This is a genomic window from Bacillus sp. VT 712, assembly GCF_001614195.1.
Lineage (GTDB): Bacteria > Bacillota > Bacilli > Bacillales > Bacillaceae_H > Priestia > Priestia flexa.
In genome coordinates, this window is sequence record NZ_LWBK01000009.1 from 42,733 (window position 1) to 54,988 (window position 12,256).

13 protein-coding genes are annotated in these 12,256 nt (G+C 38.0%); all 13 read right to left on the reverse strand.

Annotated elements, in window-relative coordinates; translation table 11 throughout:
- Positions 1–77: 77 nt before the first annotated feature.
- The 13 genes from A2U94_RS05880 to A2U94_RS05940 all read right to left on the reverse strand — a co-directional run bounded on the left by A2U94_RS05880 (position 78) and on the right by A2U94_RS05940 (position 12,196).
- Complete coding sequence (locus A2U94_RS05880) at positions 78–638, reverse strand: manganese efflux pump MntP (RefSeq protein ID WP_035320296.1); 561 nt, start codon at positions 636–638, stop codon at positions 78–80.
- Between the two features lie 70 nt (positions 639–708).
- Positions 709–1,749, reverse strand: coding sequence for an L-threonylcarbamoyladenylate synthase (locus A2U94_RS05885; RefSeq protein ID WP_025908745.1), 1,041 nt, complete (start codon positions 1,747–1,749; stop codon positions 709–711).
- A 187-nt stretch (positions 1,750–1,936) separates the two neighbouring features.
- Entirely contained in the window at positions 1,937–2,380 is a 444-nt protein-coding gene (locus A2U94_RS05890) for a GNAT family N-acetyltransferase (protein WP_025908744.1), read from the reverse strand.
- An 81-nt stretch (positions 2,381–2,461) separates the two neighbouring features.
- The gene (gene spoIIR / locus A2U94_RS05895) at positions 2,462–3,229 is read right to left on the reverse strand and encodes a stage II sporulation protein R (RefSeq protein ID WP_025908743.1); all 768 of its coding nucleotides are present in this window, start codon (positions 3,227–3,229) and stop codon (positions 2,462–2,464) included.
- An 80-nt stretch (positions 3,230–3,309) separates the two neighbouring features.
- Complete coding sequence (gene prmC, locus A2U94_RS05900) at positions 3,310–4,152, reverse strand: peptide chain release factor N(5)-glutamine methyltransferase (protein WP_025908742.1); 843 nt, start codon at positions 4,150–4,152, stop codon at positions 3,310–3,312.
- Positions 4,153–4,154: 2 nt separating this feature from the next.
- Positions 4,155–5,222 carry a peptide chain release factor 1 gene (gene prfA, locus A2U94_RS05905; protein ID WP_025908741.1) on the reverse strand — a complete coding sequence of 356 codons (1,068 nt, stop codon included), beginning with the start codon at positions 5,220–5,222 and terminating at the stop codon, positions 4,155–4,157.
- A gap of 86 nt (positions 5,223–5,308) precedes the next feature.
- Entirely contained in the window at positions 5,309–5,695 is a 387-nt protein-coding gene (locus A2U94_RS05910) for a hypothetical protein (protein ID WP_025908740.1), read from the reverse strand.
- A 386-nt stretch (positions 5,696–6,081) separates the two neighbouring features.
- Positions 6,082–6,693: a thymidine kinase gene (locus A2U94_RS05915; RefSeq protein WP_025908739.1), complete on the reverse strand. Its 612-nt coding sequence runs from the start codon at positions 6,691–6,693 to the stop codon at positions 6,082–6,084.
- A 200-nt stretch (positions 6,694–6,893) separates the two neighbouring features.
- Entirely contained in the window at positions 6,894–7,094 is a 201-nt protein-coding gene (gene rpmE / locus A2U94_RS05920; protein ID WP_025908738.1) for a 50S ribosomal protein L31, read from the reverse strand.
- A 216-nt stretch (positions 7,095–7,310) separates the two neighbouring features.
- Positions 7,311–8,585 carry a transcription termination factor Rho gene (gene rho / locus A2U94_RS05925; protein ID WP_025908737.1) on the reverse strand — a complete coding sequence of 425 codons (1,275 nt, stop codon included), beginning with the start codon at positions 8,583–8,585 and terminating at the stop codon, positions 7,311–7,313.
- 495 nt (positions 8,586–9,080) lie between these two features.
- Positions 9,081–10,367: a UDP-N-acetylglucosamine 1-carboxyvinyltransferase gene (gene murA / locus A2U94_RS05930; RefSeq protein WP_025908736.1), complete on the reverse strand. Its 1,287-nt coding sequence runs from the start codon at positions 10,365–10,367 to the stop codon at positions 9,081–9,083.
- A gap of 204 nt (positions 10,368–10,571) precedes the next feature.
- Positions 10,572–11,216 (reverse strand): fructose-6-phosphate aldolase, encoded by a 645-nt coding sequence (gene fsa / locus A2U94_RS05935; RefSeq protein WP_025908735.1) that lies wholly within the window; start codon positions 11,214–11,216, stop codon positions 10,572–10,574.
- Between the two features lie 122 nt (positions 11,217–11,338).
- A complete protein-coding gene (locus A2U94_RS05940) occupies positions 11,339–12,196 on the reverse strand; it encodes a class II fructose-bisphosphate aldolase (RefSeq protein WP_025908734.1) in 858 nt (285 codons plus the stop codon).
- Positions 12,197–12,256: the final 60 nt, after the last annotated feature.

Genomic DNA, 12,256 nt, shown 5'->3' on the forward strand with positions numbered 1-12,256 from the left:
CATTAAATGTAAGCATAAAAAAGCAAGCTCTATGCTAATAGAGCTTGCTTTTTTAGAGTATTAAATTAATAAGCTATTTATAATTGAAAAAGAAGCTTGATTCCAAATGCAAGGAGAATGCTTCCCCCTAGCGCTTCACTGTACGAACCTAACCAACCTTGAACACGTCTTCCAAGCAAAAGACCTAACCATGTTAACAGCATACTTACTACGCCGAAAATCATAATTGTTAAAAATGTTCTTGCTCCAAAAATCCCAAGGCTTAAGCCCACAGAAAAACTATCTAAGCTAACGCTCAATGCAAAGATCATTAATCCCCATCCTACAGGTTTAATAAACGGCTCTTCGTCACGCTTGAAGGATGAGTAAATCATTTGTATTCCTAATATGAGAAGTAATACGCCTCCACCATATGTAGCTAACATTCCCAGCTTATCAGACAACAGTTTTCCAATAAACATACCCAAAAGGGGCATCCATATATGGAAAAGACCTATTATTACTCCGATGTAAAAAATTTGGCGAAAGCGTAAACGGACTAGACCCATTCCAAGTCCGACCGAAAAGGCGTCCATTCCTAACGCAAATGCCATAATAACTAATGTAATCAGTTCACTAATTAATCCTGAAATATCCATCTTCAACCTCCTCGGACGTGCCTATTTCACCTTATGCACGCACGAAATGGTTTAGAAGATGAATCTAAAATTATTGAACAATAAACTGATGACCAGCCGCTTTCACTAACCGATTCATTAAAGCCTGACCTACTCCATGCTCAGGAAAGCTTTCACTTAAAATAACGTCTACGTCATAGTCGTTAAAAGAACGTAAAACATGATAAAGTTCACTCGCAACCGTTTCTAACTTATCTCGATAGCCGCAAGTTAAAATCTGATCTGCATGATAAGAGTTTTTATTTTCATGGGTTGTTAAAACTCCAACTTTCTTTCCTTGTTTTTGAAAATACTCAACTTGCTCCTGTAAAAATTTCTCTGAACCTTTCACAATGATGAGCGGCGCATTAGGAGCATAATGTGTATACTTCATTCCTGGAGATTTTGGCGCTTCCTTTTCATCTTTAAGAGCTTGGTCTACCCTTACTTCTCCAATTAAAGCTTCTAATTGTTCTTTTGTAACGCCACCAGGACGTAAAATGACTGGGATGTCTTCCGTACAATCCAGTACCGTAGATTCTAGACCAACTCCGGTCGTTCCACCATCAACAATTCCACTAATTCTACCTTCCAAATCGTTCATAACATGCTGAGCACTTGTTGGACTTGGCTTTCCGGATAGGTTTGCACTTGGTGCAGCTACTGGTACACTTGCTTTTTTTAATAAAGCTAGAGCTACGGGATGCGAAGGCATTCGGACGGCAACGCTATCCAAACCTGCCGTAACGTTCTCTGCTACAAATCCTTTTTTAGGAAAAATGAGCGTAATAGGTCCTGGCCAAAAAGCTTGCATTATTTCCCGAGCTGTTTCTGACACCTCGGCTACAATACTATCTAACTGTTCCACGTCACCAATGTGTACAATAAGCGGGTTATCACTCGGACGACCTTTCGCTTTGAAAATTTTATCCACAGCCTGTTCAGAGGTTGCATCTGCCCCTAACCCATAGACTGTTTCTGTAGGAAACGCAACGACTTCTTGGTTTCTTAACAACAAAGATGCTTCTTCTATCTGTGGATAACTATCTTGATTTTTCATTTCTTTATCCACAGACCAGATTTTTGTGTTCATTTCATTCACTCCTATTGGTACAACTATATATAGGTAAAAACATCTCTATTACCTACTATTTATACAAGATTTTAATTTATTTTATCAATAGACGGTTGCAACAAACAAGCTTTATCCACAAAATGTGGATAAAGCTTGTTTGTTTGTTAATAACTTTGTGGATGATCTTTATCCACATGTGTGAAATTCAATCTTGATAAGTCATTACATATACTTGCTCTAAGCTTGAAAGATTTCGTAGATAAGAATGATACTTCAAGCCATCTGGCAAATTTTCGTAACTGATTTGCTGAAAATTCATCATTGAAAAAAACTGTACGGACGAAGCCTTGTTCGTCACTAAATATAATTGATGAACATCATTTTTTTTAGCTAGCTGTACAATGCTTTTGAATAACAATAGAATGTCCGATCGCATGAGGGAAGGTGAAACAACAAGAGAACGTAATAACCCATACTCTCCATCTTTTTCAAATCCAACAGTTGCTAACAGCTCGTCATTCTCATCTTCCATAATAACAAAATGATGAATGCTTTCTGCTACACCTTCTGAACTAATACCTGCTTTTGTTAAGAATGATTGAATTCGCCCACAATCTTTCACTTCTGCTAACTTCAATTGTTCCTTCATTTCTCATCACCTCATTTTAGTTTCTAGTAACAAAACTATGAAATATGAGAAACAAATAGAACTATATACTTTTATTTTCTATCATTTGAATAAAGATGAAGCTAGTTCTACAATAAAGAATTTCACTTCTACTTCTTCTTCTTTCTCCTGTACTTTTTTACTAGACTGCTCCTGCTGCTTTTCTTTTCTCGCTTCTTTTACAGCTACTTCTTGTGCCAGATTTGAAGTTGATGCAACAAGGTTTGAATGGTCAGTGTGATTAGCATCTACTTTCTCTACTTCTTCAGCTACCGCTTTTATCATTTCTTTCTTTTCCACAGACTGCTCTTCTTCAGGCATTGGTGATTCAATAGCTTCCCCGTTTGAGAAATCTAAAAAGCACATAGGTGGAAACAGTACGCACCACCAGTTTGCTCCTTCACCTTCACCTAACGTAATTAAAACTGCTTCATATTCACCAGCTGGATAAAGCAATTGACCATATAGCTTGGTTGGAAAGCTCACCTTTCCAAAATCAACGTGTATAATCTGATCCATACCTTGTTCTTTCATAACTTTCTTAGCAATCGCTTCTAATGTGGGTAAGTTGCTTTTAATTACATCTCTTGCATCTTCCACTGACGTTAACTCTTGAACCCATGTAGTAATTTGTGCATTTACTTCATCTCTAATTAATCGTTTTACATGCTGGTCTTTCTTACTATCGCTATTTGCAAGAATACGTAAACGAATTGCTTCATCTGGAATAACCATCGGCTCAGTAGCCTCGACCTTTTGATTTGTATATAGAATTTGGATATTCGCTCCAATAATAAGTAAAAGAAAATAAATAATTGCTTGTTTTTTCATTATGTCCACCATCCCTTCACAAGATAGTATGGACAATGATTTTCTATCCTAAACTAGCAACTTATTAAAATCTATTATTTTTATAAAGAAGCAAATACCATTCGATCTTTTCCATTGATATCAAAAACAACTTCAACTTTTGCATTAGGGAACTGCTTTTTTAACATATCTGATACTGCATCAGCTTGTCCAAACCCTACTTCAAATGCAATAATTCCCTGTTTGTTAATAACAAGCGGGAGCTCTTCCATAAAACGTCGATAGAAATTCAAACCGTCTTGACCACCAAAAAGAGCTCGATTAGGCTCATAGTCCTTCACAACGGTTGATAGTTCGTCACTATCAGGAATGTATGGAGGGTTAGACACGACAACATCAAATCGCTGAGATGCCTCAATAAAAGGCTTTAATAAATCTCCATGTAAAAATTGAACCTTCGCACCCAAGCGTTTAGCATTTTCTTTGGCTATTGCTAGCGATTCTTCTGCAATATCTGTGCACGTCATTTTTATCGTTGGAACTTCTAAAGCAAGTGTAACACCTATTGCACCACTACCTGTTCCAATATCAACAGCCTGAATTGGAGCGTGTCCAAACTTTTGTTTCATACGATCAATTAAGCCTAATACAAGCTCTTCAGTTTCCGGACGCGGTATAAGCACTTCCTGATTTACTTGAAACGTTCTTCCATAGAACTCTTCCGAACCAATGAGATATTGTACTGGTATCCCAGCTACATGTTTTTTAACATCATGCTGAAATTTTTGCATGATTTCCGTTGGGACTTCTTCTTGCAATGAAGCAAGTAGGTAAGTTCGAGTCATGCCAAGGTGATGAAGCAACAACATCTCACCAGCATTTTCATCTCTTTGCGCTTCTTTTAAACAAGAAGAAGCCCATTTTAGGGCTTCAAAAACTTTCATTGTTAATTCGAATCTTCCATTCTTCTCGCTTGATCTTCCATGATTAATGCATCAATGATTTCATCTAGCTTACCTTCTAGAATTTGATCAAGCTTTTGAATTGTTAAACCAATACGATGATCCGTTACACGGTTTTGAGGGAAGTTATACGTACGAATACGCTCTGAACGATCCCCAGAACCTACTGCTTGCTTACGATTTGCATCGTATTCAGCTTGGGCTTCCTGCTGGAACTTATCATAAACACGTGCACGTAATACCTTCATTGCTTTTTCTTTATTCTTAATCTGTGACTTTTCATCTTGACACGATACAACTGTTCCCGTAGGTAAATGCGTTAAACGAACAGCTGACATGGTTGTATTTACGCTTTGTCCACCTGGTCCACTAGATGCGAACGTATCAACACGAATATCTTTTTCATGAATTTCTACCTCTACCTCTTCAGCTTCCGGTAGACATGCAACTGTTGCTGTTGAAGTATGAATACGTCCACCTGATTCCGTTTCAGGTACACGTTGAACACGGTGTGCGCCGTTTTCAAACTTCATTTTTGAATAAGCACCTTTACCGTTAATCATGAAAATAATTTCTTTATATCCACCAACACCTGTTGTATTAGCTTCCATTACGTCAATTTTCCAGCCTTGAGCCTCGGCAAAGCGTGAGTACATGCGGTATAGGTTACCCGCAAATAAGGCTGCCTCATCGCCTCCTGCAGCACCACGAACCTCCATAATAACGTTTTTGTCATCGTTTGGATCTTTCGGGATTAACAGAATGCGAAGTTTATCTTCTAATTCTTCTGCTTGCGGCTCTAGCTCTTGAATTTCTTCTTTAACCATCTCACGCATATCAGCATCAAGCTTTTCTTCGAGCATTGCTTTTGCATCTTGCAGCTGCTCTTTTACTTCTTTATACTCTCGATAACACGTAACGGTTTCTTGTATATCTGATTGTTCTTTTGAATACTCTCTTAATTTAGATGGGTCATTTACGATTTCAGGGTCGCTAAGAAGCTCATTCAACTTCTCATAGCGTGCCTCCACGGCTTCTAAACGATCAAACACGTCATTCACCTCATTTTTTATCCATAACGTTCTAATTATAGTATAGCTCATGGATTCAGTCAAAACAAAGTGAGTTTTACCAAGGATTATGGCTTGACGTTTACATGAAATTGAAGTCTAGGCAAACCTTCATATAAAACCTCATTGAGATCTTTTATAATCTTGTTTTTCTCTCGAGCGCTATATTCTTTTCCAACGTATACTGTCACCCACGCATCTTTTCCACTAATAACAATATTTCCAGCCTTATAAGGAGTTTTGACGTTAATAATTTCTTCAATTTTGGTAGCATCATCTTTTACTGCAGTTTGTTCATTGGTTGTATTTAAAAAATTAGGGTTTTGATCCGTAAATTCTTCATAATTTTCAAGCTCAGCTCGCTCTTTTTTTGATTGAGTGTCTTGGGGCTGGTCTCCTTGGTTACATGCGGCTAAAAGAAAAGCGGTAAACAGTATTGCAATTAAGTGTTTCATACTATCCCCTCCTATCTTGTTAGTTTTCCACATTCCTCCCTTTTCATCCAGTTCCATAAAAAAAAGAGTTTGGGACATAACAAAATGATTGCTTCTAAAAGACAAACACTAGCTGTTCCCATCTCTTTGATTTGTCTCAACACCTTCGTTCCATTGCGCTACGGTCACTCGCTTTCCGCGGGGAGGAACCTGAGCTTCCTCGCTGCGCTGCGGGATCTCAGTTTTCCGTCTCTTTCCCGCAGGAGTCGAGTGTCCTACGCTCCATTCCAGCCTGTTTCCAACATTGTTTTCACAATCAACCAAAAAAACCTGAACGATTAAAAGTTATGAACTCTCAATAGTTCAGGTATAGTAGAGGCTGAACTACTTATGTCCCAGTCTCTTTTTTATTTGGTTAGTTCTTGAAAGTTACTTGCTGCTTTTGAACTTTTCACCACATGACAATGGCGACAGCGAGGTTCGTAAGATTCTGATGCGCCCACTAGTATAATGGGATCATCATAAGAAGCTGGCTCTCCATTAATTAAACGTTGAGTACGACTTGCTGGAGATCCACATGATGCACAAACAGCTTGCAGTTTTGTAACCGATTCAGCTATTGCCATCAGCTGAGGTACATGTCCAAAAGGCTCACCACGAAAGTCTTGATCAAGTCCTGCTACAATGACACGAAACCCTTTATCTGCAAGAGCTTGTACAACTTCAACAATTTGATTATCAAAGAATTGAATCTCATCGATTGCCACTACATCTGTAGCTTCGCTAACTATATCTAAAATGTCAGTAGAAATAGATATAGGATGGGCAATAACTGATGTTCCATTATGTGATACAACCGCTTCTTCACTATATCGATCATCGATTGCTGGCTTAAACACCTGCACATTTTGCTTAGCAAACTGCGTGCGACGAACACGACGAATTAATTCTTCTGATTTCCCTGAGAACATACTTCCACAAATTACTTCAATCCAACCGCTTTGTTTCATTACGTACACCATGCGGGACTCTCCCTTCCTATCACTCCATTATGAGCGAACCGCTACTAACTTTATCTAGTCTACCTTTAATTATGTAGAACATGTATATAAAAAGATTTCTCCACCCAAAGTGGAAATATTTTACTTATTCAGTATTTTTAAAAGTAAAAAAACAGGCAAGAGATAAGCTACTTGCCTGTTTGCTTCGACAATCTTGATTATTTAAGACCGTATTTTTTGTTGAAACGATCAACACGGCCACCAGCTTCAGCGAATTTTTGACGGCCCGTATAGAATGGGTGACATTGTGAACAAGTCTCAACGCGCATCTCTTCTTTTACAGAACCAGTTTCAAACTCATTACCACAGCTGCATTTCACCATGATTTTGTTGTACTTTGGATGAATTCCTGTTTTCATTCTTTTCATCTCCTTCCGCCCTGAATCATTCTGAAACAGAGTTTATTGATAAGAAAAAATGATGAGCATAATCGCACCATCGTGTATCTTATCAACACACATGATGAAATTATAACAAGGGTTGTTTCGTTTTGCAACCACCTATTCAAAACATCTTTTTCCATCAACTGACACTTCATTTAAAATCTTTATAAAACCAATTACATATGTTTTCTGTTATCGTTTATTAGCTAATAGAGCTTTCTTCTCTTCAGTTAACAAAGCAAAAAACTCTTCATTTGATTTTGTTTGACGAAGACGCTTTAAGAACTTTTCAGCAAAATCAGGCGCATCAGCCATTGACTTACGAATAGCCCATAAATGATCAAGCTGCTCCTTTGGAATAAGAAGCTCCTCTTTACGTGTACCTGAACGACGAATATCAATTGCCGGGAAAATACGTTTTTCCGCAAGTGAACGATCAAGGTGAAGCTCCATATTTCCAGTTCCTTTAAACTCTTCATAGATTACATCGTCCATACGAGAGCCTGTATCAATTAAAGCTGTTGCAAGAATTGTTAAGCTTCCGCCATCTTCAATGTTTCTGGCAGCACCAAAGAATCGCTTTGGACGATGGAAAGCAGCTGGGTCAATACCACCTGACAATGTTCTTCCACTTGGCGGAATAACAAGGTTATAAGCACGAGCTAGACGAGTGATACTATCCATTAAAATGACAACGTCTTTTTTATGCTCCACTAATCTCATTGCACGCTCGAGCACAAGCTCAGCGACTTTAATATGGTTTTCTGGTACCTCATCAAACGTTGAACTTACAACATCCCCATCAACAGATCTTTCAATATCTGTTACTTCTTCAGGACGCTCATCGATTAAGAGAACAATGAGCTCTGCTTCTGGATGATTTGTTGTAATACTGTTTGCAATTTCTTTTAGAAGCATTGTTTTACCAGCTTTAGGTGGTGCAACAATTAATCCCCTTTGACCAAAACCAATCGGTGAGATAAGGTCAATAATTCGAGTTGAGAAACTTCTAGGCTGTGTTTCCAAACGCATTTGCTCATTTGGATAAATAGGCGTTAACGCTGGGAAATGCACGCGTTCTTTTGATGTCTCTGGATCTTCACCATTAACTGCTTCTACATGTAGTAAGCCATAGTAACGCTCGTTTTCTTTAGGGGGACGAACTTTACCAGATACTTTATCTCCGTTTCGTAAATCAAAACGGCGAATTTGAGACGCGGAAATATAAATATCCTCAGAGCTTGGAGAATAGTTGATTGGTCTTAAAAACCCAAACCCTTCCGATTGAATAATTTCAAGGACACCTTCCATGAAAAGCAGACCGTCTTGCTCTGCCTGTGCTTTTAAAATTGCAAAAACAAGTTCTTTTTTCGTTAGCTTGCTATAATAAGAAACTTTATATGCTTTCGCATGTTCATATAGCTCTTTTAATTTCATATTTTCTAAACTGGATAATGTTAAGTTCATTAGGACACCACGCTTTTAATGAATAATTTTTGAGTTTCCTTCCATATTAAGTTACTATCTATTAGAAAATGATACGGTCGGAACAATGTGTTAAAGATGGAGAAGGTAATCTAGAAGTATACATAAGTAGAATCAATTATAATTATACACTTATTAGAAGAAAAAACAGGTTACTTTCATAACGAAGTGGCAAAAACCACGAATTGTTTAATGTAGCAACTTATATTCTAACCTTTTTCTATCTTTTTAATCAATCTTTTTTTGACGCATAGCGTTCAACAAAAAAACATGTTATAGTTTACTAGCTTCTACTGAAAACCTTTTCAATTCATATTAAATAAGAAATGATAGCTACAAATACATTGCACACACCGATTTATTATTTATAACGAATAAATAATCAGTGAGGGATTTCCCTCACTGATTTTCAACTTACTCTATTATAGACGAAATTCACGTAATGTCTAGTAGATGACATGATGAGAAAATTTGTGATTAAGAATTTTGGAATTGTTCAATTTCTTCTTCAGTCATTTCTTCTCGCCAAATCATTGCGCCTAAACTTGATAGTTTGTCCACGAGGTGACTATATCCTCGATCAATATGTTCTAATCCGGTAACTTCAGTAATTCCTTTAGCCATTAAACCAGCTGTTACTAGAGCTGCTCCTGCTCGTAAATCAGAAGCCTTAACACGAGCACCTTGCAACTGTATTGGCCCATTAATAATTGCAGAGCGACCCTCTACTTTAACCGAAGCATTCATACGTCTTAGCTCATCAATATGCTTAAAACGAGCTCCATAAATTGTATCTGTTACTACACTTGTACCAGATGCTTTTGTTAATAAAGTAGTGAAAGGTTGCTGCAAATCTGTTGGGAATCCTGGATAAACCAATGTTTTGATGTCTACAGGCTTTAATAATTCTCTTGTAGCAACCAAAATTTGGTCTGAGCTTGTTTCAATATGAATACCCATTTCTCTCATTTTAGCTGTCAAAGATTCCAAGTGCTGTGGAATCACATTATCCACAATCACTTCTTTCCCCATACTAGCACCCATTACCATGTAAGTGCCCGCCTCAATACGATCTGGAATGATTGAATGACGGCATCCATGTAAAGTATCTACGCCATCAATGCGGATAACGTCTGTTCCAGCACCCTTAATTTTTGCTCCCATACTCGTTAGCAACGTCGCAACATCAATAATCTCAGGTTCTTTAGCTGCATTCTCAATAACAGTACGTCCCTTTGCTCTGACAGCAGCTAGCATGATATTAATGGTTGCACCAACGCTTACCACGTCTAAATAAATACGAGCTCCTCTTAATTCTTCAGCACGTAAATAAATAGCACCTTGTTCATTTGTAACAGTAGCACCTAGTGCCTCAAAACCTTTAATATGCTGATCAATTGGACGCGGTCCCAAATAACAGCCGCCTGGAAGACCAACAACAGCTTTTTTAAAACGTCCTAACATTGCTCCCATCAAATAATAAGAAGCACGCAGCTTTTTTACCTTTCCACTTGGTAAAGGCATGGCCGTCATATGAGTTGGGTTTACCGTTAATTCTTCATTATCACTTGTGACAGTGCCACCAATTTCTTCAATTAAATCACTCAGCAATTCAACATCTGATATACGAGGTAGCCCCTCTATTGTAACAGGTGACTCCGCTAAAATCGTAGCTGGAATCAGCGCCACAGCGCTATTTTTAGCACCGCTTACACGAACTGTTCCACTTAGAGTAAAGCCACCTTGTATTTTCAGCTTTTCCATTTATAGCTCCCTTCCAGCGAAAGAAAGTTTTCGACTCTGTAGTTAAGGAAAAAATTGGAACTACCACTATGTAGACTACTTGTATTTTTCCTCTTATCTACTAGTGTACACGAAAATCCAAAAATCATGTATAATTTCGACAATTTTAAAGAAAATATGGCATTTACTCAATTTATTCGCAAATGCCATACCATCTTATTTACATTATTTTTGTCGTTTTTCCCAATCTGCTAGAAACTGTTCGATTCCTGCTTCCGTTAAAGGATGCTTGAAAAGCTGCATAATTACTTTATAAGGAATTGTTGCAATATGAGCTCCTTGCTTAGCAGCCTCCGTTACATGCATTGGGTGACGAATAGAAGCAGCAATGATTTCAGTTGGAATATCGTGAATAGCAAAAATCTCTGCAATATCTGAAATTAAGTTCATACCATTAAATCCAATGTCATCAAGGCGACCTAAAAATGGTGAAACATATGTTGCACCAGCTCTTGCAGCTAATAATGCTTGATTAGCAGAAAAGATAAGCGTGACGTTGGTTTTGATTCCAAGACTCGTAAATTCGTTTACTGCTTTTAGACCATCAGGAGTCATCGGTACTTTAATCGTAATATTTGGTGCAAGGGCCGCTAACTCTTTACCTTCTCGAATCATTCCTTCTGCATCTAAAGAAATGACTTCGGCGCTCACTGACCCTTCAACTAGCTCTGTAATCTCACGAAGACGATCTTCAAATGTGATATTCTCTTTTGCTACCAAACTTGGATTTGTTGTAACACCAGCAATAACCCCTAATGAATGCGCTTCCTTTATTTCTGACAAGTTAGCTGTATCAATGAAAAATTTCATCTGTCCTATCCCCTTTTTTCTTAATTATATGAAAATTATAATTAAAATAAAGCCGCCTTACAACTATTGAGCAAGGCGGCTTTGCACCATCTCATCATTAATCACTTAATGTGGAATGGTAATTATGCTTTGTTTGAAGAACCAAACTCACGCATTTTCCCTTGAACTGTCGCTTGAATTGCATCGCGAGCCGGTCCTAAATATTTACGTGGGTCATATTGCTCAGGTTGCGCAGCTAGTACTTCGCGTACAGCTTTAGCTGAAGCAATTTGGTTTTCTGTATTTACGTTAATTTTAGCAGTTCCTAAAGAAACAGCTTTTTGAATGTCTTTTGTTGGGATACCAGTACCACCGTGTAATACTAATGGTAAACCAGTAATTTGACCGATTTCTTCCATTTCAGCAAAACCTAAGTTTGGCTCACCTTTGTAAGGACCATGAACTGAACCTAATGCTGGAGCAAGGCAGTCGATACCTGTACGTTTAACAAGCTCTTCACACTCTTTTGCATCAGCGTAGATAACACCATCAGCGATTACGTCATCTTCTTGTCCACCAACAGTTCCTAACTCAGCTTCTACAGATACACCGTGGAAGTGTGCTAGTTCAACTACTTTAGCAGTAGTTGCAATGTTTTCTTCAAATGGGTGGTGAGAAGCATCAATCATTACAGAAGTGAATCCTGCATGAATTGCTTTTGCACATGATTCAAAGCTTGAACCATGGTCTAAGTGAATTGCAACTGGCACTGTTACGTTGTAGTCTTCGATTAAACCTTTAACCATTGATACTACAGTTTTGAAACCGCCCATGTAACGTGCTGCACCTTCAGATACACCTAGGATAACTGGAGAGTTTTCTTCTTGAGCTGCTTTTAAGATAGCTTGAGTGAACTCTAAGTTGTTTAGGTTAAATTGGCCTACTGCGTAGCCTTCCTCTTTTGCTTTGATAAGCATGTCTTTCATTGATACTAAAGGCATGTTGAAATCCTCCTTAATAATCTATGTGAGTTAGATACTAACCAAAAGCCTACCTAAAGT

Bases quoted from the DNA above. Each gene is read 5' to 3' on its own strand.
- A2U94_RS05880 (WP_035320296.1), bottom strand. From the start codon at position 638: ATGGATATTTCAGGATTAATTAGTGAACTGATTACATTAGTTATTATG.
- A2U94_RS05885 (WP_025908745.1), bottom strand. From the start codon at position 1,749: ATGAACACAAAAATCTGGTCTGTGGATAAAGAAATGAAAAATCAAGAT.
- A2U94_RS05890 (WP_025908744.1), bottom strand. From the start codon at position 2,380: ATGAAGGAACAATTGAAGTTAGCAGAAGTGAAAGATTGTGGGCGAATT.
- spoIIR (WP_025908743.1), bottom strand. From the start codon at position 3,229: ATGAAAAAACAAGCAATTATTTATTTTCTTTTACTTATTATTGGAGCG.
- prmC (WP_025908742.1), bottom strand. From the start codon at position 4,152: ATGAAAGTTTTTGAAGCCCTAAAATGGGCTTCTTCTTGTTTAAAAGAA.
- A2U94_RS05910 (WP_025908740.1), bottom strand. From the start codon at position 5,695: ATGAAACACTTAATTGCAATACTGTTTACCGCTTTTCTTTTAGCCGCA.
- rpmE (WP_025908738.1), bottom strand. From the start codon at position 7,094: ATGAAAACAGGAATTCATCCAAAGTACAACAAAATCATGGTGAAATGC.
- rho (WP_025908737.1), bottom strand. From the start codon at position 8,585: ATGAACTTAACATTATCCAGTTTAGAAAATATGAAATTAAAAGAGCTA.
- murA (WP_025908736.1), bottom strand. From the start codon at position 10,367: ATGGAAAAGCTGAAAATACAAGGTGGCTTTACTCTAAGTGGAACAGTT.
- fsa (WP_025908735.1), bottom strand. From the start codon at position 11,216: ATGAAATTTTTCATTGATACAGCTAACTTGTCAGAAATAAAGGAAGCG.
- A2U94_RS05940 (WP_025908734.1), bottom strand. From the start codon at position 12,196: ATGCCTTTAGTATCAATGAAAGACATGCTTATCAAAGCAAAAGAGGAA.